Below are 21039 nucleotides of genomic sequence, written 5' to 3'. Positions count from 1 at the left end.
TAGAGACGAGGCTCCGATATCACGTCGGGGTCATATCGTTATGATTAATTTTAGTTCAGAAATGGCGCGCCGGGCGGGTGGCGATGCGGTGGGAAAGCCCCGTCGCCGGGGCTGAAAACAGAAATTACTTCTCGCGCTGCGCCTCAAACCAGACGTTGCACAGCGACAGGATCAGCGTGTTGGCGTCTTTCACCAGCACGTTATCGCCGGGCACCCCGTCGCTACCCTGATCGGTGATGCCTTTAATGGAGGTATCCGCGTGCTGAATGGCCACGCGCTCGACCGACGGCGTACTGATGCCCAGCATCGGGAAATCGATGTAGGAGCTGCTGCCGGCGTTGTCCTCGACGAACTCCTGCGCTTCTACGGTGCTGACCGTGGCCCCTTCGCTTTTCAGCGCCGTGCCGTTCCAGCTGAAGGCGTCCGCTTTATAACTGATTTTGCCGCCGATCAGGCTCTGCGCCTGCTGCTGATCCCAGCAGCCGGTGGTTTGGGTCGGCACGATCTTGCTGACGCGCCAGTTGCCCAGCAGCTGTTTGGGGATCGGCCCGGTATCGCTCTCCGCCGCCCGAACCTGAGTCGCCGAGACGCAGGCCAACACCACCAGCGGCAGCAGCGCCTTGCTCCAAGTGTTCAATCGCATTGTCTATTCCTTCGTTTCAGTACCCAGTCTGCCCCTTGTGGGCCAGCGGCTATCATAATAAGCCCGCCGATTCGCCGTCAAAACAATCCGCACCGCGCGGAGCGGCGGCCGCTCATAGCTAATCGCTATGAGTCATAGTGAATCAGTATTTTGTTTTAGCCCAGCGATTACCTACAGTCACTGCCACTATTCTGCCCGCCAAAATTAGCAGGCAATGTTGACAAGGACCCTGGGAAAATGACATTTACGCTGAAAAACCTCACCCTGGCGCTCGCCGCCGCCGGCACGCTGCTGCTGACCGCCTGCGGCCCCACCGCGCAGGACGATCACCACATCAAGGTCGGCATCAGCGCCGGCATCGATCAGTCGCTGTGGGCGGTGGTACAAAAAGTCGCCAAGCAGAAATACGATCTGGACGTGGAGGTGGTGACCTTCAACGACTACGTGCTGCCGAACGAAGCGCTGAACAACGGCGATCTGGACGTTAACGCCTTCCAGCACAAGCCGTATCTGGACAAGCAGATGCAGGAGCGCGGCTACAAGCTGGCGGCGGTGGGCAACACCTTCGTCTACCCGATCGCCGGCTACTCGAAGAAGATCACCGCGCTCAGTCAGCTGCCGGACGGCGCGCAGGTGGCGGTGCCGAACGATCCGACCAACCTGGGCCGCTCGCTGTTGCTGTTGCAAAAACAGGGGCTGATTACCCTGAAAGACGGCGTCGGCCTGCTGCCGACCGCGCTGGATATCGTCAGCAACCCGAAAAAGCTGAAGATCGTCGAGATTGAAGCACCGCAGCTGCCGCGCGCGCTGGACGATCAGAAGGTAACGCTGGCGATCATCAACACCAACTACTCCAGCCAGATTGGCCTGTCGCCGGCCAAGGACGGGCTGTTTGTCGAAGACAAAAACTCCCCGTACGTCAACATCTTCGCCAGCCGCATCGACAACAAAGACAGCGAGAAAGTGAAAGATCTGGTCAAGGCCTATCAGACCGACGAAGTGGCGGCCAGCGCCGCCGAAATCTACAAAGGCGACGCCGTCAAAGGCTGGTAACGCTCTCCCGCATGCCCGTGGCGCCAGGCCACGGGCGATGGCAACCTCAGCCGCGCTGGATGGACACCCCGCCGTCCACCAGCATCGCGGTGCCGGTGACGAATGAAGAAGCGTCAGACGCCAGATACAGCGCCGCCTGCGCGATCTCCTCCGGCATCGCCAGCCGCTTCAGCGCGTGCAGACCGGCCACCTGCGCCAAAGACTCCGGAGTAGCGCTCATCTGCCGCCCCATCGCGGTATCGGTGCCCCCCGGCAGCAGCGCGTTCACCCGAATGCCGCACCCGCCGAACTCCACCGCCAGCGCCTGTGTCAGGCCAATCAGCCCCGATTTGCTGGCCGCATAGGCCGCCGTGCCGGGAAACGCCGCGGTGTGGCCGACGAAGGTGGAGGTGAAGATCAGCGAGCCCGCGCCGCGCGCCAGCATGGCGGGGATTTGATATTTGGCGCCGTAGTAGGCGCTAGAGAGATTGGTTTCCAGCACCTCGCGCCATTCTGAGGCGGTGAGCACCAACGAAGGCCCCAGCGGCCCCAAGGTGCCGGCGTTGTTAAAAGCGATATCCAGCCCGCCGAACTCGCCGACCGCTGTCGCCGCCAGCCGTTCGGCGAAGGCTTCGTCGCGCACGTCGCCCGCCACCGCGAGCGCCCGGCCCCCCTCGCGCCGAATCGTCTCCACCAGCTCGGCCAACAGCGGCTCGCGCCGGGCGCCCAACACCAGCGCCGCCCCCTGCCGGGCGAACAACAACGCCGCCGCTTTGCCGATCCCCGAACTGGCGCCGCCGATCACCGCCACCTTACCGTTCAATGCGTTCATCGCTCATCCTCACGCGGTTTAAAGACCTCCAGTGTGAGGCAAGATTCGGCGCCGCGCTGGCCACAAGCGGACATGTAACTGACGCCAATAAGAAAGGCGCTGCAAGCAGCGCCCCCGACAAAGCGAATCTCACGGCGAACTCAGGGTTTGGCCGCGTATTGCTCCTGATTGGCCGGCGTCACCAGCTCGAACGGGATCCAGTAATACGGCTCGAGATTTTCGCCGTTGATCATGCGCTGCGCCACCTCGACCGACGCTTTGCCCTGACCGATCGCGTCCTGGAACACCGTGACCTGCATCTTGCCGGAAGCCAGCGCCTTGAGGCCGTCCGGCGTGGCGTCGATGCCGCCGATCAGCACCTTTTTGTCCGCCTTGCCCGCCTGCCGCAGCGCCATGATCGCGCCGATCGCCATCTCATCGTTGTTGGCGGCGACGATGTCGATCGCTTCGCCATTGGTCAGCCAGTTCATCATCAGATCCATCCCTTCACTGCGTGAATAGTTGGCGCTCTGCTTCTGCACCACCTTCATCTTCGGGTATTTGGCCACCACCTGCTCCACGTCTTTGGTGCGCTGCAAGGCGCCGGCGTCGGTCAGGTTGCCGATCATCACCGCCACGTTGCCCTGATAGTTGGCCAGCCGTGCCAGTTCTTCCATCTGCAGCGTGCCGGATTCCCGCTCGTCGGAGCCGACGAACACCACGCCCGGCGGCAGTTTGGCGTCGCCCGGCGTGCGGTTCACGTACACCAGCGGCACGCCGGCGGCCTGTGCCATTTTGGTCATCACCGGCGTGCTGGCCGAGTTGACCGGATCGACGATAATCGCGTCCACCCCGGCGCTGATAAAGCTCTGCACCTGATCGGTCTGGCGGCCGACGTCGCCGCGCGCATCCTCGAACTGCGCGCTGATGCCACGCGCCTTGGCCTCCTTGTCGATCGCCTGGCGGATGATGGTGAGGAAGTTCTGGTCGAAATAGGCCATCGATACGCCGATGGTTTGTGCCCATGCCGGGGTTGACGCACACAGCGCCACCGCCAGCCACAGCCCTTTCAGGTAGTTCATGATGCGTCCCCCGGTAAAAAAGACCGCCGGCCAACCTGGCGCCGGCGGCAATTCACGGCAATCAGTGTTTTTTGCGGTTGCGCCGCATGTCGATCGACACGGCGGCGACGATAATCACGCCTTTGATGATGTCCTGAATGTAAGAGTCGACGCCGATAAAAGTGAAGCCGCTTTTGATAAGGCCGAGGATCACCGCGCCGATCAGCGTGCCGGTGATGCGCCCGACGCCGCCCATCAGGCTGCTGCCGCCGATCACCGCCGCAGCGATGGCGTCCAGTTCATAAGACATTCCCATGCTCGACTGGCCGCTGCTGACGCGCGCCGCCAGCACCACCCCCGCCAACCCCGCCAGGCCACCGGCGATGGTGTAAACCGTCACCAGATACTTATTGACGTTGATGCCGGAGACCCGCGCCGAGGTCATGTTGCCGCCGATGGCGTAGATGTATTTGCCGTAGCGGGTGTGCTTGAGTGCGATATGGAAGATCACCGCAATCACCAGGAAGATGATCACCGGCATCGCGCCCTGGCCGATTGACGTGAAGCCGTCCGACAGGAAGCTGACCGGGTTGCCCTTGGTGTAGTACTGCGCCAGGCCGCGCGCCGACACCATCATCCCCAGCGTGGCGATGAACGGAGGAATGCCGGTGCGGGTGATCAGGAAGCCGTTGATAAAGCCGCAGACAATGCCCACCCCAATCCCCGCGCCGATCGGAATTGCCGCCGGCAGATCGAGCAGCCCCGGGTACATCGGCGAGATGCTGTCCGAGGTCTGCGCCAGGCTGGCCGCCACCACGGCGGTCAACGCAATCAGCGAGCCGGAGGAGAGATCGATGCCGGTGGTGATGATCACCTGGGTGACGCCCACCGCGATGATGCCGATGATCGCTACCTGCAGCACGATCAGCAGCAGGCGGTTCGGGTTCAGCAGGAACGACTGATCGCGCATGTACCAGCCGAGGATTTCGAAGATCAGCGCGATGCCGATCATCACGATGAAGATGCCGGTGTCCTTCGGCATTTTGCCGCTCAGCCCGGAGAACAGCGTTCCCTTGCCCGTTGAATCGGCGGAGAGCGGCTTCTCAATCTTTACGTTACTCATGATGTTCACCCTTCGTTATTCTGAGGCCAGCGCCAGGATCTTCTCCTGATCCGCGTCGTCTTTATCCAAAATGCCGGTGATGCGGCCGCCGTGCATCACCATCACCCGGTCGCTCATGCCGAGGATCTCCGGCAGTTCGGAGGAAACCAGAATGATGGCGACGCCGCGGTTGGCCAGCTCGCTGATCAGGCGGTAGATCTCCGCTTTCGCCCCCACGTCGATGCCGCGCGTCGGTTCGTCGAGGATCAGGATTTTCGGCTGCGCCAGCAGCCAGCGCGCAATCAGCACCTTTTGCTGGTTGCCGCCGCTGAGGTTATTGATGATCTGATCCATGGTCGGCGTTTTGATGTTGAGCTTCTTGATCTGCGCCATGCAGTCTTTGGCCATCTGCACGTGGCTGACGAAACCGTTCTTGCCGATGTATTCCGACAGGTTGACGATGCTCATGTTCTCGACCACCGACAGCACCAGAAACAGGCCGGATTTTTTGCGGTCTTCGGTGAGGAACGCCAGCCCGCTCTCGATCGCTTTGGCCGGGGAGTCCACCTTTACCGCCTGGCCTTCGATAAAGATCTCGCCGCCGTCCGCCGGGTGCATGCCAAACAGGCTTTCCATCACTTCGCTGCGCCCGGCGCCCACCAGCCCGGCGACGCCGAGGATCTCGCCGCGTTTGACGCTGAACGACACGTCATGAAACCAGCCGCTGCGGCGCAGCCCCGCCACCCGCAGCACTTCCTCGCCGATGTTGTTGTTGAATTTGGGGAACATCTGCGTCAGTTCGCGCCCCACCATCATGGCGATCAGCGACTGTTTGGTCAGGTTCTCGGTCTTGTCGCAGGCGATGAAGGTGCCGTCGCGGAAGATGCTCACTTCATCGGTTATGGCGAAGATCTCGTCCATCTTGTGGCTGATATAGATGATGCCTTTGCCCTGCTCGCGCAGTTCGCGAATGATGGCGAACAGATGCACCACTTCGCCTTCGGTCAGCGCCGAGGTCGGTTCGTCCATGATCAGCACGTCGGCGTTGTAGGACACCGCCTTGGCGATCTCCACCATCTGCTGGTTGGCGATGCTCAGCTCGCCCACCAGCGTTTCCGGCTGCAGCTTGATGTTCAGCCGCGCCAGCAGCTCGCGGGTCTGCTCGTTCAGCTGCTCGTGGTTGACGAACCCCAGCCGCGCCGGCTCGCGCCCCAGCCAGATGTTTTCCGCCACCGTCATGTAGGGCACCAGGTTCAGCTCCTGGTGGATCATGGAAATGCCCGAATGCAGCGCCTGCAGCGTGTCGCTGAAGGTGACCGGCCGGCCTTTGATTTTGATCGAGCCTTCGTCCGGGTGGTAGATGCCGATCAGGCATTTCATCAGCGTCGATTTTCCCGCGCCGTTTTCCCCCATCAGCGCGTGCACGCTGCCGGGTTTGATTTTAATCGAGACCTTATCCAGCGCTTTGACGCCGGGGAACTGCTTGCTGATGCCTTCGGCCTCAAGAACATAAGGGTACATACCGCTTACCTCCGCACTGACCCACGTTTTCCGCCGCAGGCGCCCCACACCGGCGGCGCCTGCGACAGGCTTCAAGGCTTATTTCTTGTTTTTATCGGCGAATTGCTGGTAATTGGCCTGGGTGATCAGCTGGTAAGGGATCAGTACGTTGCTCTCCACTTTCTCGCCTTTCACCAGTTGCATGGCGGTCTGCACCGCGCCCTCGCCCTGGCCCTTGGCGTCCTGGAATACGCTCAGCGCCAGATCGCCCTTCTTGATGAACTCCAGCGCGTCCGGCGTGCCGTCAACGCCGGCCACCAGCACGCCGGATTTCTTGGCTTGCTTCAGCGCCAAAATAGCGCCGATGGCCATTTCGTCGTTGTTGGCAGCGATGGCGTCAATCTGCTGGCCGGACAAAATCCAATCGGTGGTGACGTCCACCGCCTCTTTGCGGAAGAACTTGGCGGTTTGCTTATCGATTATCTTGATGCCGGGGTAATTGGCCGCCACCTCTTCCACGCCGCGGGTGCGGTCGCGCGTGGCTTCACTCGACAGCTCGCCCATCAGGATCATCACGTTGCCCTTGCCGTTCATCAGCTTGGCCAACGCTTCCATCTGCAGCTTGCCGGCCAGCTTGGAGTCGGAGCCGACGTAGGCCATGCCGGCCGGCAGCGCCACTTCCGGCTTGCGGTTGACGAATACCAACGGGATCTTGGCCTTCTCGGCCAGCTTGATCATCGGCTTGACGCCCTGAGTATCCACCGGGTTGAGGATGATGGCGTCGACGCCCTGGCTGACGAAGTTCTCGATTTGTTGAATTTGCTGCGCGATGTCGCCCTTGGCGTCTTCGAACTGACCGCTGACGTTGCCGTCGGCTTTCATTTTGTTTTGCATCGACTGGCGCAGAATGGTGAGGAAGTTGTCATCGAAGTAAGCCATGGAAACGCCGATCTTGATGTCTTTCGCCAACACGCTGGCCGGCAGCATGCACATCAGTACCGAGGCGGCGATCAGTTTCTTCAGCTTCATGTTCGTTACCCTTTAATCGTTAGAATGAAGAGGTCTGTTGGTTGACAGCTAATGAAAAATATTTTTTACATTCAAACAACAATACGGTCGGTATTATCCCTTTGATACGGCGAATTTACCGCGTCATCGCCGCATTAAGGCCGTGAACAAAATGGTGATCGATATATCAAAACAGATTAAAAACAATTAATTGAAATAAACCCCTGGCACAGCAAGCGACGCTGGCATCGCATTTTTAAATGTTTATTTCATAATTGAGATTATTGAAACTTTCTAACCCAAACAAGCGAAACATGCGTTTTGGAATGGCTTATTAACAAAAACATGACACGGATCTAACAAATGAAGTGAAAGCCGTCGGCGAACGCCCCCCTTTCGTGCGCCGCACCGAGCGCCGGCAAAAACTGCGAGCGGGCGCGCAGTTTGCGGTTTCCGCGTTTCCCGACCATCCTTACTCGGCAATAATGGACATATCCCTATCTCAGGAGGACCTGACATGCAGCTCAGCAGTAAGGTGCGGATGAACCGCCTGTTCAACAACGGCAAGTGCCTGGATGTGGCGATCGATCACGGCATCGCCAACGAACCGGATTTCTTGATCGGCCTGGAAGATATCGAACGGGTGATGGGCAACCTGATCGCCGCGCGCCCTGACGCGATTCAGGTCAACTACGGCCAGGCGGATCTGCTGCAGCGCGCGCCGCAGCGCGAAAAACCGGCGCTGGTGATGCGCACCGACGTCGGCAACGCCTATAACGCCGCGCGCCACCGCGAAATGTGGGCGGTGCTGCACAACCCGGAGGCACCGATCCTGGCGGCGCTGCAAATGGACGCCGCCGCGGTGGTGGTCAATCTGTATATGATCCCGGATGAACCCGGCATTTTCCGCCAGTGCGTGGAGAACATCGGCCGCCTGCGCCACGCCTGCGACCAGTACGCCATGCCGCTGATGATCGAGCCGCTGGTAATGGCGCCGGCCGGCCAGGGCGCCGCCTACGGTTCGCTCGGCGACGTGGAGAAGATCGTGCCACTGGTGCGGCTGGCGCGCGAACTGGGCGCCGACATCATCAAGGCCGACCCGACCGACCGGGTGGAAGACTTCCACCGCGTGGTGGAAGCGGCGCGCTGCCCGACGCTGGTGCGCGGCGGCGGCAAGGGGGAGCTGGGGCCGGTGCTGGAGAAATCCGCCGCACTGATGGCCCAGGGCGCCTCCGGCATGGTCTACGGCCGCAACGTCTATCAACACAGCAATCCGTCGCAGGTGGTGCGCGCCCTGATGGCGATCATCCACCAGGGCGCCAGCGGCCAACAGGCGCTGGAGATCTACCACCAACAGTGACCCGCTTTTGTAACTAAAATAACCCCTCCGCACCCCGGCAGCATGCTATAACCTGCTGCCGGTAACTGCAGCCTGCCGCATTCCTCGCTAGAATACGCCGTGATATCGCCATTCGGAGAACCGCCATGCCAAAACAACGGGTGCCGCTCAAGCTGAGCACCTCCATCACGCTGATGGTGTCCGCCATCATCGCTTCGGTGCTGCTGGTGGTGTTCGCGCTGTTTTTCGTGCAGATGAGCCGCGAAGGGCAAGAGCAGCTGCAGCAAAAAGCCATCGCCGTCGCCAACACGCTGGCGCTCTCCAGCACCGTGGTCGACAGCCTGCAGCGGCGCGATCAAAGCGGCGCCATTCAGCGCTTCGCCGAGCAGGTGCGCCATCAGAACGAGCTGCTGTTCGTGGTGGTGGTGGATATGCAGGGCATCCGCTATTCGCACCCCAAACCCTGGCTGATCGGCAAACATTTTATCGGCGACGATCTGGCGCCGGCGCTGCAAGGCAACGTCAACAGCGCCATCAACCGCGGCACGCTGGCCCCGGCGCTGCGGGTGTTCGTGCCGGTGTATGACGAACAACGGCGGCAAATCGGCGTGGTGGCGCTCGGCATCGCGCTGGACACCGTGCAGCGGGTGGTGGCGGAAAGCCGCTGGATCATCTATTGGACCATCGCCTTCGCCGCGCTGGTCGGCAGCCTGGGCACCTTCTTCCTGGTCTCTGCACTCAAACGCATCATGCTGGGTTTTGAGCCTTACGAAATCTCCAACCTGTTCGAGCAGCGCAACGCCATGCTGCAATCGATTAAAGAAGGCGTGATCGCGGTCGATAATGATTCCCGCATCACCATCGTCAACGACGAGGCCAAGCGCCTGCTGCGCCAGAGCGGCCCGCTGGAGAACCTGCTGTTGGAAGCCGCCAGCAAGCATTGGCCGGCGCAATTGCATCTGGCGGAGGTGCTGGCCAGCGGCAAGCCGCTGCGCGATCGGCAGATCAGCTTCAACGGCAGCGAACTGCTGACCAATACCGTGCCGGTGATCGTCAATGGTCAGGTGACCGGCGCCATCGCCACCTTCCGCGACAAGACCGAGGTCAGCCGCCTGCTGCAACGCCTGAGCGGCATGGCGCACTACGCCGACGCGCTGCGGGTGCAGTCGCACGAATTTATGAACAAGCTGCACGTGATACTCGGCATGCTGCATATGAAGGCTTACCAGCAGTTGGAAAACTACATCATCAATACCGCCAGCAACTATCAGGAAGAGATCGGCGCGCTGCTGCGCAAGATCCACTCGCCGGAAGTGGCGGGCTTCTTCATCGGCAAGATCAGCCGCGCCCACGAAGCCGGCGTTGAGCTGACTATCGAGGAGACCAGCCTGCTGCCGGAAACCGACGACGCGGAAACCACCCACGTGCTGATCAGCGTGCTCGGCAATCTGATCGAAAACGCCATCGACGCCATCGACGGCGTTGAGGGCCACGAGATCGGCCTGAGCTTCCATCACCACGACGATCAATTACACTGTATCGTCAGCGACGACGGCCCCGGCATCGATCCGGCGATCGGCGCGCGCATCTTCGAACACGGATTTTCCACCAAGGGGACGGGACGCGGCATCGGCCTGGCGCTGATCCGCAGCCACCTGGAGAAACTGGGCGGCAGCATCGATTTCGAATCCGAGCCGGGCGAGCTGACCCAATTTTTCGTGCACCTTCCCTATCAGGCCAAGAGCAGAACCCATGATTAACGTACTGATTGTCGACGACGACCCGATGGTGGCGGAGCTGAACAAATACTACCTGAGCCAGATCGGCGGTTTTCACTGCCAGGCGACGGTCGCCACCCTGAGCCAGGCGCGCGCCCTGCTGGCCGACGCCAGCATCAGCATCGATCTGGTGCTGCTGGATATCTACATGCAGCAGGAGAATGGACTGGATCTGCTGCCCGGCCTGCGCGAGCTCGGCGAAAAGACCGATGTGATCATCATCTCCTCCGCCAGCGACGTGAATACGGTGCAAAAGGCGCTGCACTACGGCGTGGTGGATTACCTGATCAAGCCGTTCCAGTTCAGTCGTTTCAAGGAGGCGCTGAGCCACTACCGGCAACAGTCGCAGCTGTTGGCACAGCGCGAGTTTTCGCAGGCCGACGTCGACAGCCTGCTGCGCCGCCAGCCCGGCGGCCAGGAGAGCAAGAAGCTGCCAAAAGGCCTGACCAGCATCACCCTGAGCACGGTGTGCGAGTGGATCGAGCAGCAGCATGACAGCGAATTCTCCACCGACAACCTGGCCAACGCCATCGGCATTTCGCGGGTCTCCTGCCGCAAGTACCTCATCTATCTGGCGGAGAGCGGCATTCTCGGCACCCGTATTCTGTACGGCGCCACCGGCCGGCCGGTCTATCTGTATCAGCTGAAACCGGATGCGATCGCCATGCTGAAAGAGCATTGCCGCCCGGCCTAAACGACGCCGGGCGCAGAAAGCGCCCGGCGGTTAAAAGTTAGAAGTTGTACATGTAACACTTCGCCTCGGGGTGAGGATCTTTCGAGTATTTCCGCAGGCAGCGCTGCTTTTTCTGCTGCTGATCCAGGTGACGCTGCTGCCGCTTGGCGCTCTCTGCGGCCTCGCGCTGTTGCTCGCGGGCGATCGCCTGTTCGTTGGCCTGCGTCAGGTTATCGACGTTCCACACCTTGTGGCGCAAGGCATCGCGCTTTTTCCGGTACTCCTCGGTGATCTTACTGTCCTTCGGCGGCGCCGCATGGTATTCCAAATCTACCCGCGCCTGCGCGAAGCAGGCGCAACACAAGGCCACGCCGGCCAACACTGTCCTTTTCATCGATAAACTCCTAACAAACCTGTTTCTCATTTTCAGCAATTCTGCGGCCGCCCATTAAGCCAGGCGTGACAATAGGCACCGACAAAAGGCCGGTGTGGCCCCAGTGCGGACGCACGCCGCAGCCGTAAAGACAGGCAGCGGACGATGCCGGTGTGCTGCGCGCATGTCGACGGGCTGGGTAAATGCGCCACCGCAGTACGTTTGGCGTTTTTCTGCGTTTTCAGCCAGGTTTTCACTGCGTTACGCTCCGCACGCAGGCGCGCCAGCTCGACTCGCTCCGCCTGGATCTGCTCAACCAACCAAAGATGCTGCAATAATCCGGCCATACTGGCCGGGCATCCTGCCTGGGGGGCGTTTTCCACCGGAACGGTAACTGGCGAGTGGCGATCGACGAACGCCTGGCTATAAAACGAGGCCAGCATCGCCAGAGCCACTGCGATTAACGAGGGTAGTTTCAATACACAGACTCCATGAATAAACGGGCTCGACCACGCAACGGAATGGGTCAACAACCGCTGAGTGACGTTGCGTTCTGCTCTTCGGGAGCCGGCGCTGGCTGTCCTCCCGTCGCCGGCGCTTTCCCGGTTTCGACATCGCATTCCGCCCGCCGCGCCAGCGCCTCGTCATTCACCGGCGGGGACTCCGTCGCCATCTCTTGCCGCAGATCGTGCGCCAGGTCTTTCAGTTTCTTTTGAAACAACACGGGCGACATTCCGTCGCACTGCCGATCATAGCGGACGGCATTTGCCGGCTGGCTCAATAAAGGCATTAGCAGTACCAACATGGCGAAAATAATCTTTGCCATTGAGAACTCCTGTAATGACATTCGGGCATGCCGATATATCTTCGGCAAGCAGAAAGGCGCCACCCGGCAATGAAATAGCGCATCAAAGCAGAGTAGCGAAATAATAGTAAACCGAACAACAATACCCTTAAGATAATGACAAATACCCACCGAAATATTTAAACGGCTAGCGGTCCCATAATTTTGACCAGTCCAACGTGCCGCTTACGCCAACGCGATCCCCACTCAACACTGACGTGGCTGACTCTCCGGCGATAATGCGCTGCTTCTGTTCCCGCGTAGCCGGCTGAGGCATAACCCAATCGGGAGACGAAGACGTTGAATAAATGGCACCGCATCCGCTTAATACAAAGCATAGTGCAGGGAGGCAATGACGAAATCTCATGTGATGTTCCTTAAAATAACTGATTCTGGTGATTGTAAAAAATAAAAACGGCTTTATTTAGTTTAATAACCCTGCCATATGCAATAGCAATAAAAACAACACGGCCTGGTGTTAATTAGGCGTTATTTTAATTAACGAAAGAAAAACAAATAGACTCAATAAGGCAATGCTAATCGCGAAGAAATTTGCCAGTGGACTCAGCGCACATCCGAGTGCGCCGGGATCCTACTCTTCGCCGTCCGGCTGCCAGGCCAGCAAGTCGCCGGGCTGGCACTCAAGGATACGGCAAATCTTGTCCAGCGTTTCCAGCCTGACGCCCTTGACCTTGCCGTTCTTCAACAGGGACAGGTTTTGTTCGGTGATCCCCACCTGCTCCGCCAGCTCTTTTGAACGCATCTTCCTTTTGGCCAACATGACGTCAAGACTTACGATTATTGCCACTCTATTCTCACACGAAAGAAAGCTGTTCTTCATTCAGCCGCAGCGCTTCCAGAAATACCCGGCTAAACACCAGGATTGCGCAGCCGACGATCAGCGAGCGCACCGACTCGCTATTGACGCCATAATAAAGGATAAACAGCATTTTTTCATCGGCGGTCAGAACCATAACCTGCAACAGGTCGGCTAACGAAGGGAACAGCACATCGACAATCAGCAAAATCCCGATGACCTGCAGCAACACCATGTTGTTGCGGTGCCATACGTTGCCGCGGAAGAATTGATAAAACAGCCCGGCGCCGCACAGCAGCGCGCTGTAATAAGGCAAATAACCGAGCATATCGATCGCCAGCGTGGCACCCAGCGCCCAGCGTTGTTGAGGAATGGCGTAGCCAACCAGCTCGGGGTAATACTCCCGGTAAGAGGCGATGATCTCGGCATAAGCCTCACCGTGCAGCCAGCCACGCACGATCATGAACATTTCGACGCAGGTGCTGATAATCAGCATCGCCATAATCAATAAGCACAGACAACGCACATACAGCGGCAGATGGATCCTTGGCGCAGTGCTCATAGTTTTCTATCCCTTAATCAACAGCAATAAATTATCGTAAAACGATAACTTATTACTGTCAATGATCAAGTGGACTGATGAGTTAGGTCAACATCGTCTGGTTACGGAAAAAAAAAGGCCGGGCAAGCCCGACCTTGTTTGACCGCTCGACGTGCTTAGACCAGTTCGATCACTTCGAAGTTGGCTTCGCCGCTCAGATCGGCGTCGTAGTCAACGCCCTGCAGACCGAAACCGAACAGGCGCAGGAACTCCGCCTTGTAGCCCTGGTAATCGGTCAGCTCGTTGATGTTGCTGTCGTTCAGCTGCTGCCAGATTTCACGGCAGGTTTCCTGCACGGCGTCGCGCAGTTCCCAGTCATCCAGACGCAGACGGTGTTTCTCGTCGGTATCCGGCGCCGCACCGCTGTACAGCTTGGTGGCGAACAGACGCTGGATCTGCTCGATGCAGCCTTCGTGAATGCCCTGCTCCTTCATGATTTTGAACACGATGGAGATATACAGCGGCATGACAGGAATGGCGGAGGAAGCCTGGGTCACCACCGACTTGAGCACCGCAACGTAAGCCGCGCCGCCTTTGGCCTGCAGCTTCTGGTTGATGGCGTGCGCCGCGCGATCCAGATCTTCTTTCGCCTTGCCCAGCGTACCGTGCCAGTAGATTGGCCAGGTCAGATCGGTACCGATGTAGGAGTAAGCGACAGACTGCGCGTTATCCGCCAGCACGCCCGCTTCGTCCAGCGCGTCCATCCACAGCTGCCAGTCCTGGCCGCCCATCACCTTCACGGTGTCGGCAATTTCTTGCTCGTTGGCCGGCTCGACCACGGCTTCAACCAGCACGTCTTTGTTGGTGTCCAGCGCGACGGACTTGTACGGCTCGCCGATTGGCTTCAGCGCGGAACGCACCACTTCGCCGGTTTCCGGCATTTTACGCACCGGCGAAGCCAGCGAGTAAACCACCAGGTCAACCTGGCCCAGGTCTTTTTTGATCAGATCGATCACGGTCTGACGGCACTCGTTGGAGAATGCGTCGCCGTTGATGCTTTTCGCGTACAGGCCTTCTTCTTTAGCTGCCTTGTCGAAACCGGCGGAGTTATACCAACCGGCGGAACCGGTTTTGCCTTCGCTGCCAGGCTTCTCGAAAAATACGCCGATGGTGGCCGCACCGCTGCCGAAAGCGGCATTGATGCGCGAGGCCAGACCGTAACCGGTGGATGCACCAATGACCAGCACCTTTTTAGGCCCGTTTTTCAGTTCGCCGCGCGACTTAACGTAGGCGATTTGCTCACGGACGTTGGCTTCACAGCCTGCCGGGTGAGCGGTGGTGCAGATAAAACCACGAATTTTAGGTTTGATAATCATAGTAATTTTTTCTTGGTAGCTAAAAACCGAAGGACAATATACCTGATTTTCTCGATATACTTAAGAAAGTGCGCAAACAAGCGCAGTGACCAGACCAGTCGGGGCCGCCACCCTGCGCCAGTGAAGGAGCCGTACCGGGTGAATGCCATTCCCAAAATACATGCCGATGAGGCCGAGATTTCCCTCCCCCATGTCCGAGCTATGCTCGCCGAACAGTTTCCGGCCTGGGCGGCGTTGCCCATCGAACTTGTCACCACCGGCGGTACCGACAACGTGATGCTGCGGCTCGGCGACGAGCTGTTGATTCGTCTGCCGCGTACCGCCTCGGCGGCCGAAGCGCTGACGCGCGAGAACCGCTACCCCGCGTTGCTGGCACCTCATCTGCCGGCACCGATTTCCGTACCGTTAGCCCAGGGCAAGCCGAATGGCGCCTATCCTTTCGCCTGGAGCATCGGCCGTTGGATCCTCGGCCGCACGCCCGCCTGCGGCGAATGCAGCCCGGCGCTGGCGACGCAGTTGGGTGAGTTCATGCGCGCACTCCACGCCATCCCAACCGCAGGCCACGCGATCAGCGCTTATCGCGGCGGCCCGGTCAGCGCCAGAGACACCCTCACTCGCGAATCTATTGCCCAGTGCGCCCCTCACCTCGACGCTGCCGCCCTACTGCAAGCATGGGACAGCGTGAGCCAGGTGAGTGAAAACACCGGCGGCGCATGCTGGCTGCACACGGACATTCAACCCGGCAATCTGCTGATCGACAACGGTGAGCTGGCGGCGGTGATCGACTGGGGCGGCATCGCCATCGGCGATCCTGCGGTCGATATGATAGTTGCCTGGAACCTGATGGGAGCGGAAGCCCGAGAACATTTCCGCCAGGCGGTGAAAGTGGACGATGAGACCTGGCGGCGCGGCCGCGCCTGGGCGCTGTCGATTGGCGTTATCGCTTACGCCTACTATGTCGATAAGGAGCCTTCACTCACGCGCACATCACGCTACCAGTTGGAGCAGGTCGCGGCGGAGATGGGATTGACGCTATAAAACAGCAGGCCGGACGCACTTCACCCGGCCTGATAATCATTACGCCTTGTTCTTTTCCAACTGCTCAATCAGCGTATAACGCAGCGATGAGGCATCCGCCGGCACGTTCTCCACCGGAGTGACGCGCACTTTCAGCCGATACTGATAACCCGGTTCGAAGGTGAAGCCTTCGATGCCGGTATAGAACAGCTCCCACGGCTGCTGCGCGGAACGGCGCACCTGCATGCACTTCATCGGGGCGACGCCCACGCAATCGACCAGCGCGCTGTTCACCAGCAACACTTCCGTTTGGCCGCCTTTTTCGTTTACGGGCTGATTCATCGAGGTTCCCTCCTGGCTGCAGCCGGCCAGCGCGGCCAACGCAACAAATAACAACGCTTTAATTTTCAATGTACTGCACCATTAGTCATCTAGGTTGCGCGATCCTAACAAATTGGCCGGGTGAATTGAACCTTGCTGCGCGCCGCAGATAGGCCATTCGTTGCAAGGATCTGGGGTGGCTCGCGCTCCCCCTCGTCGAGACTATCATTCACCATCACTCTCATAAGCCTAGTAAATACCTGAAAATAAATTCCCTGTTCTTATCCGAACCGGTAATTACTCCCATTGTTTTTTCTGTTAGAAACAGCTGGCTTGCGCAAGCTTTACGCTATTTAACCATATCGATAAAGAGGGTATCTTATGCAAGAGATCGAGGCTAAATATTTTCACCTGATCGCCGGCGGCGGCAACTTTGCCGACAATCGCAGCAGCAATGGACGCGTCAATAACAATAGCAACAAAGATGGCAACACCTGCTCTCGCTAAGCGGTTTTAATTAATCAAAGCCCCGGCTGTGTCTTTCCGTTCAGTCGGCGCTTTCAGCATTTCGGTGATAACAATGTTTAAACTGTTCCGTACCTTGTGCCTGCTACTCGGCTTTTGGATCGCCACCCTGCTGCTCAGCGGCGCCGGGGTCTCTTTTACCCACGGCTACGCCGCGCCTAAAAACCTGTCGCATTTCGTCGTCTCGCTGGTGGTGGTCGGCGCCATCCTGCTGTGGACAAATAAATTGCTGCGGTTCTTTTTTGCCGAGAAATTTGAGAAGAAGCCGCGTTAAGCCGTATTCCCACTTTGGTCGTCGCCCACAATGATAAAACCGGCATCACGAATCGCCGCTTTCACCTGCATGGCGTCCATCACCGCCGTTTTCACATAGCCAAAAAAGGCCACCCGCACGCCGGGCAAACGGACTGGCGTCGCCAGTTGGGCACTGAGTTCGCGATTGCGCTGCGCCATCAGCTCGGCACGCTCCTGCCAAAACGCGGCCGGCTCGGAGGGAGTTTCAGTGGTTGTTTCGAACCGAGACGCCCATTCGCTGAGCGCCTCCCACTCAGCCAACAGCTCGGCAACCACTTCAGGATTAGCCACCTGCCCCCAGTCAGGTGGTAAAGCCGCCTCACGCCACGCCTCGAGATAGCCGGGTAGCGTTCTCTTCAACTGGCTCAACCGGTCGTTCAACGCAGTCTTCCTTTTATAAGAATTAACATATTGATATTAATCACAATATCATCCTCGCTTAACCGGCGATGGGAACAATGAACGGAGCTTATCAGCGCCTTAGATGACGTAATGACTTTTGGTGCGGCTGAATTAGCGATATGTGCGGGTGGAGGATGGGGATGGAGGTCGGGTTAGTGAGCTGTGATTCGAAAAGAGGAATGGGAATTGTTGCTGGCGTATTAAGTGGGATTTACTTATAAATCAAGCACACAAAAAAAGACCGAATACGATTCCTATATTCGGTCTAGGGAAATGGCTCTTGGGAGAGAGCCGTGCGCTAAAAGTTGGCATTTAATGCAGGGCTTGTTCAGCCGTGCACTTTAAGAGTAGCCTACCGCGCCAGTTTTGCCAGCCGCCCGGCGGCCGCGTGATAGTTTCGTGACGAAATAACTATGCGGCAAATGCGCATCAATCCGCGCACCTTGGACAAGACGTTGGCAAACAAGCGGTTAGTCAGCGCACAGCTTCTCGGCGCGCTCGATGAACGGCGCCATGCTCATTTTTTTCCCCGGTTCGGCAGGGTCGTCCAGCAGGATCACCTCCAGCGGCTGCGCACGCTGATGGCCCTTCTTCACCTGTTGCTCCGCCGCGTCGTTGAGCGGGTATTGCATCAGGGTGCTGTTATTCAGCACGAACAGCGCGCCGCCGCTGCGGCACTGCAGCGTCACCTCTTCCTTGGTGAACGCCCACTGTTTGCCGTACTCCAGTTTGGTGATGTTAACCAGTTTGTCTGCCGCCAGCGCGCCGGTCGCGGTTGCCAGCAGCGTAATGCCGAGTAATACCGATTTCATGTGATGGCCTTAAGGTTGCTATTCGCGTCGATTTTCCCGCAGCTTGCCGGCCTGCGGCAAGCTGAAATGTCATACCGGCGCATAGGTTGCAAATAAACTGACCAGCAGCAGCACCGTCATTCCCAGCCCCACTTCGATCCAGCAGGCCAGCACCACGCCGCGCTGCGCCAGCGCCGGTACACGGCTCATCGCCGGCACGATGGCGTAGCGATTGGCCAATGCCACCATCACCATCAGCGCCACCAGCGCGGTTTTGATCAGCAGCAGGCGCTGATAAGGGGAGCCGAGATTAAGCGGCCAGCCGCCGAGAATAATCAGGCTGTTGACGATGCCGGTGACGATCACCGCCGCCACCGCCAGGTGCCCCCAGCGCGAGAAACGGATCAGCGTGGTGATGGCGTCGCTGCGCCACTGCGGCGGCTGCAGGTAGCGCAGGCACACCAACAGCGGCGCCAGGCAACCGAACCAGTAGCCGGCGGCCAGCAGGTGTACTGCATGGTTGGCGCGGTGCAACACGCCCAGCGCGCCTTCGTGCATCGCCGCATGGCCGATGAACGCCAGGCTCACCAGCAGCAGCGCCGAACACAGCGCCAACGCCTGCGCACGCGGCCGTTCCGGCAGCAGCAGGCTCAGGATCGCCAGCAGCGACAGGCCCAGATGCCAACGCCACACTTCGCCGAAGGTGGTGCCGAGTACCGCCCACCAGACCTCCAGCCGCCAGGCGTCTTCCCAACCGTCGCCCATCTGCCCGGCCTGGATGGCCAGCAGCGCCACGGCGGAAAGCCCGGCTACCCAGGTGCCGGCAAGCAGCAGCGGACGCACATCGCGGGAGAGGATCGGGGAGAGGCGCTGCGGTGACAATAAGGCGGTGAACAGACTGATGCCGAACATCAGCATCACCGCCGCAAAGTGCACCAAGCGACACAGAACGAACAGGGTCGCCAGACTCACGGTCAGTTTACGGTGAAGCTGTACTGGCCTTTGGTTTTATGCCCGTCGACCGACACCACATGCCAGCCGACGTTGTATTTGCCCGCGCTCAGCTCGCCTTCAATCGGCACGTTGACCTGGGTGTTGTTGTTCGGATCGAGCTGCAGCTTGCCGGTTTTCACCACGGCGTTGTCCGGGCCGGTGATTTTCACGCCGCTGAAGTTCGGCTCGATGCCTTCGGAGAAGCTGAGGGTCAGCGCCTTCGGTGCCGGGCTGACGCTGGCGTCGGCCTTCGGCGTTTCCACTTTCAGGTGGGCGTGCGCCAGCGCTTGCTGTGAAGACAGGCCAACGAACAGGACGAAAATGGTGGAAAGCAGGCGACAGGAGGAACGAATTTTACCGATCACAGTGGTATCCCTTAACAGTAAAAGAGGGTCATAAGGGTTAAGGCCACAGCCAAGGCGATGTATCAGCGGCCCCAACCCACCGCAAATGATTGCGCCACGGGTAAACAGAAAACGGGTTGTATCGGCTAACCCGCTGTTTTGACTCTACCATCCCTGTAGCGTATCGCGGTAAATGATAACGACCACACCGCGGCAAGTCGAGCGCATCACTGGCATTTTGCGATCCGGCAGCACGTATCGCCGCATAACCGCGATAAACGCAGGGTAAAAAAAACCGCGCGTCAGGCTCGCCCGCGCGCGGTTTTTCGACGTTATTCCGGGGATCAAGCCTGGCCGTTACCGCCCTGGCCCATCGCGCCCATCTTCTTCAGATCTTTGTCGATGAAGAACAGACCTTTGCCGCTGGTGCCCACCAGCGCCAGCTTATCCAGTACGGATTTGAACAGCTTCTCTTCTTCGTGCTGCTCCGCCACGTACCACTGCAGGAAGTTGAAGGTGGAGTAATCATGAGAGGACATTGCCGCGTGCGCCAGCTCGTTGATCTGACGAGTGATCAGCTTCTCGTGTTCGTAGGTCTGCTCGAACACATCCGCCAGCGATTCGAATTCCACCGGCGGCGCGGCGATGGTGCCCAGCAGCGGCAGAGAGCCGGTATCGCTCAGGTAGTCGAACAGACGTTGCATATGCTGCATCTCTTCCTGAGAGTGCTCTTTAAGAAATGCGGCGGCGCCTTCAAAGCCTTTATCGCTGCACCATGCGCTCATCTGCAGGTACAGGTTGGCGGAGTAGAACTCCAGATTCAGTTGCTCATTCAGCTTTTGAGTCATTTCTTGCGTCAGCATAATGATTCCTTTTATTTTGCAGGTCATGAATTTAATTTCCGCGCATTATGCCCTGCTGCCGTAAAAATAAAAACACCTTATTTACACTCAAATCACATTAATTATAAAAATCATATATATCAACAAATTATAATATCATCGCCACATTGAGAATTAACATGATAATTATTTTCATCTTTTAGTTTAATCAAAAAGCGAATCATTCTTATTTAAAAGAATAAATAGATTGCATTACTGCTGGATAAATATCGCTCCCGGCAACGGCGTAATGGGCTTGCCAAGCGCCGCCGGGTGGATTACCTTCTGCGCAGATTCAATGCGGCAAAGTAAGTAAGGAGCATAGCGTGGGTTACAATCTGGCCGAGCTGCCCAAAGAGGAAATGGACAGGGTGAATGTGGATCTCGCCGCCTCAGGCGTGGCGTACAAAGAGCGCTACAACATGCCGGTGATCCCGGAAGTGGTAGAGCGCGAGCAGCCGGAAGCGCTGCGCGATTATTTTCGCGAGCGCGTGGCGCATTACCGCGCGGAATCCCACAGGTTTTCGCGCCTGCCGTACGAGCCGAAGGCCAAATAAAAAAACCCGCCGTAAC

Annotated in this window: 26 protein-coding genes; 8 read left to right on the top strand and 18 right to left on the bottom strand. The window is 58.6% G+C overall.

Features of this window, described 5'->3' with window-relative positions; genetic code table 11:
* Positions 1-124 precede the first annotated feature (124 nt).
* Positions 125-643: a hypothetical protein gene (locus ATE40_RS06480; RefSeq protein WP_063919229.1), complete on the bottom strand. Its 519-nt coding sequence runs from the start codon at positions 641-643 to the stop codon at positions 125-127.
* Between the two features lie 237 nt (positions 644-880).
* Here ATE40_RS06480 and metQ point away from each other — a divergent pair, with 237 nt between their 5' ends.
* Positions 881-1696: a methionine ABC transporter substrate-binding lipoprotein MetQ gene (metQ, locus tag ATE40_RS06475; RefSeq protein WP_019454748.1), complete on the top strand. Its 816-nt coding sequence runs from the start codon at positions 881-883 to the stop codon at positions 1694-1696.
* Positions 1697-1742: 46 nt separating this feature from the next.
* Here metQ and ATE40_RS06470 read toward each other — a convergent pair whose 3' ends face one another.
* The 5 genes from ATE40_RS06470 to ATE40_RS06450 form a co-directional block, all read right to left on the bottom strand.
* Entirely contained in the window at positions 1743-2507 is a 765-nt protein-coding gene (locus ATE40_RS06470; protein WP_063919228.1) for an SDR family oxidoreductase, read from the bottom strand.
* Between the two features lie 140 nt (positions 2508-2647).
* Positions 2648-3568 (bottom strand): sugar ABC transporter substrate-binding protein, encoded by a 921-nt coding sequence (locus tag ATE40_RS06465; protein WP_063919602.1) that lies wholly within the window; start codon positions 3566-3568, stop codon positions 2648-2650.
* A 61-nt stretch (positions 3569-3629) separates the two neighbouring features.
* The gene (locus ATE40_RS06460) at positions 3630-4670 is read right to left on the bottom strand and encodes an ABC transporter permease (RefSeq protein WP_025160279.1); all 1041 of its coding nucleotides are present in this window, start codon (positions 4668-4670) and stop codon (positions 3630-3632) included.
* Between the two features lie 15 nt (positions 4671-4685).
* A complete protein-coding gene (locus ATE40_RS06455) occupies positions 4686-6170 on the bottom strand; it encodes a sugar ABC transporter ATP-binding protein (RefSeq protein ID WP_019454744.1) in 1485 nt (494 codons plus the stop codon).
* A gap of 78 nt (positions 6171-6248) precedes the next feature.
* Positions 6249-7178, bottom strand: a complete 930-nt coding sequence (locus ATE40_RS06450) for a sugar ABC transporter substrate-binding protein (protein WP_019454743.1) — start codon at positions 7176-7178, stop codon at positions 6249-6251.
* A 496-nt stretch (positions 7179-7674) separates the two neighbouring features.
* Between ATE40_RS06450 and ATE40_RS06445 the strand changes: the two genes are divergently transcribed.
* The 3 genes from ATE40_RS06445 (at position 7675) to dcuR (ending at position 10968) form a co-directional block, all read left to right on the top strand.
* Positions 7675-8517 (top strand): class I fructose-bisphosphate aldolase, encoded by an 843-nt coding sequence (locus tag ATE40_RS06445; RefSeq protein ID WP_063919227.1) that lies wholly within the window; start codon positions 7675-7677, stop codon positions 8515-8517.
* Between the two features lie 125 nt (positions 8518-8642).
* Positions 8643-10256 carry a sensor histidine kinase gene (locus ATE40_RS06440; RefSeq protein ID WP_063919226.1) on the top strand — a complete coding sequence of 538 codons (1614 nt, stop codon included), beginning with the start codon at positions 8643-8645 and terminating at the stop codon, positions 10254-10256.
* The gene (gene dcuR / locus ATE40_RS06435; RefSeq protein ID WP_063919225.1) at positions 10249-10968 is read left to right on the top strand and encodes a two-component system response regulator DcuR; all 720 of its coding nucleotides are present in this window, start codon (positions 10249-10251) and stop codon (positions 10966-10968) included. The genes ATE40_RS06440 and dcuR overlap by 8 nt, the downstream gene beginning before the upstream one ends.
* A gap of 37 nt (positions 10969-11005) precedes the next feature.
* Here the strand turns inward: dcuR and ATE40_RS06430 are convergent, their stop codons facing one another.
* From ATE40_RS06430 to fabV, 6 genes are all read right to left on the bottom strand, one after another.
* Positions 11006-11341 carry a hypothetical protein gene (locus ATE40_RS06430; RefSeq protein WP_025160280.1) on the bottom strand — a complete coding sequence of 112 codons (336 nt, stop codon included), beginning with the start codon at positions 11339-11341 and terminating at the stop codon, positions 11006-11008.
* Between the two features lie 32 nt (positions 11342-11373).
* Positions 11374-11799 (bottom strand): hypothetical protein, encoded by a 426-nt coding sequence (locus ATE40_RS06425; RefSeq protein ID WP_154746979.1) that lies wholly within the window; start codon positions 11797-11799, stop codon positions 11374-11376.
* Between the two features lie 47 nt (positions 11800-11846).
* Positions 11847-12146 (bottom strand): hypothetical protein, encoded by a 300-nt coding sequence (locus ATE40_RS06420; RefSeq protein ID WP_063919224.1) that lies wholly within the window; start codon positions 12144-12146, stop codon positions 11847-11849.
* A 610-nt stretch (positions 12147-12756) separates the two neighbouring features.
* Positions 12757-12972, bottom strand: a complete 216-nt coding sequence (locus tag ATE40_RS06415; protein WP_025160282.1) for a helix-turn-helix domain-containing protein — start codon at positions 12970-12972, stop codon at positions 12757-12759.
* A 7-nt stretch (positions 12973-12979) separates the two neighbouring features.
* Positions 12980-13543 (bottom strand): DUF2975 domain-containing protein, encoded by a 564-nt coding sequence (locus ATE40_RS06410; RefSeq protein ID WP_063919223.1) that lies wholly within the window; start codon positions 13541-13543, stop codon positions 12980-12982.
* Positions 13544-13698: 155 nt separating this feature from the next.
* The gene (gene fabV, locus ATE40_RS06405; protein ID WP_063919222.1) at positions 13699-14898 is read right to left on the bottom strand and encodes an enoyl-ACP reductase FabV; all 1200 of its coding nucleotides are present in this window, start codon (positions 14896-14898) and stop codon (positions 13699-13701) included.
* Between the two features lie 201 nt (positions 14899-15099).
* On the opposite strand from fabV, the gene ATE40_RS06400 reads away from it, so the two are divergent.
* The gene (locus ATE40_RS06400) at positions 15100-15936 is read left to right on the top strand and encodes an aminoglycoside phosphotransferase family protein (RefSeq protein ID WP_063919221.1); all 837 of its coding nucleotides are present in this window, start codon (positions 15100-15102) and stop codon (positions 15934-15936) included.
* A gap of 39 nt (positions 15937-15975) precedes the next feature.
* Here ATE40_RS06400 and ATE40_RS06395 read toward each other — a convergent pair whose 3' ends face one another.
* The gene (locus tag ATE40_RS06395; RefSeq protein WP_019454731.1) at positions 15976-16326 is read right to left on the bottom strand and encodes a DUF4377 domain-containing protein; all 351 of its coding nucleotides are present in this window, start codon (positions 16324-16326) and stop codon (positions 15976-15978) included.
* A gap of 291 nt (positions 16327-16617) precedes the next feature.
* On the opposite strand from ATE40_RS06395, the gene ATE40_RS25005 reads away from it, so the two are divergent.
* Both ATE40_RS25005 and ATE40_RS06390 read left to right on the top strand, forming a co-directional pair.
* Positions 16618-16743, top strand: coding sequence for a hypothetical protein (locus ATE40_RS25005; protein ID WP_019454730.1), 126 nt, complete (start codon positions 16618-16620; stop codon positions 16741-16743).
* A gap of 73 nt (positions 16744-16816) precedes the next feature.
* A complete protein-coding gene (locus ATE40_RS06390) occupies positions 16817-17035 on the top strand; it encodes a hypothetical protein (RefSeq protein ID WP_019454729.1) in 219 nt (72 codons plus the stop codon).
* Here ATE40_RS06390 and ATE40_RS06385 read toward each other — a convergent pair.
* From ATE40_RS06385 to ftnA, 5 genes are all read right to left on the bottom strand, one after another.
* On the bottom strand, positions 17032-17436 hold the full coding sequence (locus tag ATE40_RS06385) for a hypothetical protein (RefSeq protein WP_063919220.1): 405 nt from the start codon (positions 17434-17436) through the stop codon (positions 17032-17034). The two genes, ATE40_RS06390 and ATE40_RS06385, sit on opposite strands and share 4 nt — an antisense overlap.
* A gap of 491 nt (positions 17437-17927) precedes the next feature.
* Complete coding sequence (locus tag ATE40_RS06380) at positions 17928-18269, bottom strand: YebY family protein (RefSeq protein ID WP_004940890.1); 342 nt, start codon at positions 18267-18269, stop codon at positions 17928-17930.
* A gap of 69 nt (positions 18270-18338) precedes the next feature.
* Positions 18339-19220, bottom strand: a complete 882-nt coding sequence (gene copD, locus ATE40_RS06375) for a copper homeostasis membrane protein CopD (protein WP_063919219.1) — start codon at positions 19218-19220, stop codon at positions 18339-18341.
* A 2-nt stretch (positions 19221-19222) separates the two neighbouring features.
* Positions 19223-19606 carry a CopC domain-containing protein YobA gene (gene yobA / locus ATE40_RS06370; protein WP_063919218.1) on the bottom strand — a complete coding sequence of 128 codons (384 nt, stop codon included), beginning with the start codon at positions 19604-19606 and terminating at the stop codon, positions 19223-19225.
* A gap of 323 nt (positions 19607-19929) precedes the next feature.
* Positions 19930-20448, bottom strand: a complete 519-nt coding sequence (gene ftnA, locus ATE40_RS06365; protein WP_019454718.1) for a non-heme ferritin — start codon at positions 20446-20448, stop codon at positions 19930-19932.
* Positions 20449-20792: 344 nt separating this feature from the next.
* Between ftnA and ATE40_RS06360 the strand changes: the two genes are divergently transcribed.
* Positions 20793-21023, top strand: coding sequence for a DNA polymerase III subunit theta (locus ATE40_RS06360; protein ID WP_019454717.1), 231 nt, complete (start codon positions 20793-20795; stop codon positions 21021-21023).
* Positions 21024-21039: the final 16 nt, after the last annotated feature.

The organism is Serratia surfactantfaciens, assembly GCF_001642805.2.
GTDB lineage: Bacteria > Pseudomonadota > Gammaproteobacteria > Enterobacterales > Enterobacteriaceae > Serratia > Serratia surfactantfaciens.
This window is presented reverse-complemented; position numbering and strand designations above follow the sequence as displayed.

Coding starts and splice junctions, on each gene's coding strand:
- ATE40_RS06480 (WP_063919229.1), bottom strand. CDS start 643: ATGCGATTGAACACTTGGAGCAAGGCGCTGCTGCCGCTGGTGGTGTTG.
- metQ (WP_019454748.1), top strand. CDS start 881: ATGACATTTACGCTGAAAAACCTCACCCTGGCGCTCGCCGCCGCCGGC.
- ATE40_RS06470 (WP_063919228.1), bottom strand. CDS start 2,507: ATGAACGCATTGAACGGTAAGGTGGCGGTGATCGGCGGCGCCAGTTCG.
- ATE40_RS06465 (WP_063919602.1), bottom strand. CDS start 3,568: ATGAACTACCTGAAAGGGCTGTGGCTGGCGGTGGCGCTGTGTGCGTCA.
- ATE40_RS06460 (WP_025160279.1), bottom strand. CDS start 4,670: ATGAGTAACGTAAAGATTGAGAAGCCGCTCTCCGCCGATTCAACGGGC.
- ATE40_RS06455 (WP_019454744.1), bottom strand. CDS start 6,170: ATGTACCCTTATGTTCTTGAGGCCGAAGGCATCAGCAAGCAGTTCCCC.
- ATE40_RS06450 (WP_019454743.1), bottom strand. CDS start 7,178: ATGAAGCTGAAGAAACTGATCGCCGCCTCGGTACTGATGTGCATGCTG.
- ATE40_RS06445 (WP_063919227.1), top strand. CDS start 7,675: ATGCAGCTCAGCAGTAAGGTGCGGATGAACCGCCTGTTCAACAACGGC.
- ATE40_RS06440 (WP_063919226.1), top strand. CDS start 8,643: ATGCCAAAACAACGGGTGCCGCTCAAGCTGAGCACCTCCATCACGCTG.
- dcuR (WP_063919225.1), top strand. CDS start 10,249: ATGATTAACGTACTGATTGTCGACGACGACCCGATGGTGGCGGAGCTG.
- ATE40_RS06430 (WP_025160280.1), bottom strand. CDS start 11,341: ATGAAAAGGACAGTGTTGGCCGGCGTGGCCTTGTGTTGCGCCTGCTTC.
- ATE40_RS06420 (WP_063919224.1), bottom strand. CDS start 12,146: ATGGCAAAGATTATTTTCGCCATGTTGGTACTGCTAATGCCTTTATTG.
- ATE40_RS06410 (WP_063919223.1), bottom strand. CDS start 13,543: ATGAGCACTGCGCCAAGGATCCATCTGCCGCTGTATGTGCGTTGTCTG.
- fabV (WP_063919222.1), bottom strand. CDS start 14,898: ATGATTATCAAACCTAAAATTCGTGGTTTTATCTGCACCACCGCTCAC.
- ATE40_RS06400 (WP_063919221.1), top strand. CDS start 15,100: ATGCTCGCCGAACAGTTTCCGGCCTGGGCGGCGTTGCCCATCGAACTT.
- ATE40_RS25005 (WP_019454730.1), top strand. CDS start 16,618: ATGCAAGAGATCGAGGCTAAATATTTTCACCTGATCGCCGGCGGCGGC.
- ATE40_RS06390 (WP_019454729.1), top strand. CDS start 16,817: ATGTTTAAACTGTTCCGTACCTTGTGCCTGCTACTCGGCTTTTGGATC.
- ATE40_RS06380 (WP_004940890.1), bottom strand. CDS start 18,269: ATGAAATCGGTATTACTCGGCATTACGCTGCTGGCAACCGCGACCGGC.
- ftnA (WP_019454718.1), bottom strand. CDS start 20,448: ATGCTGACGCAAGAAATGACTCAAAAGCTGAATGAGCAACTGAATCTG.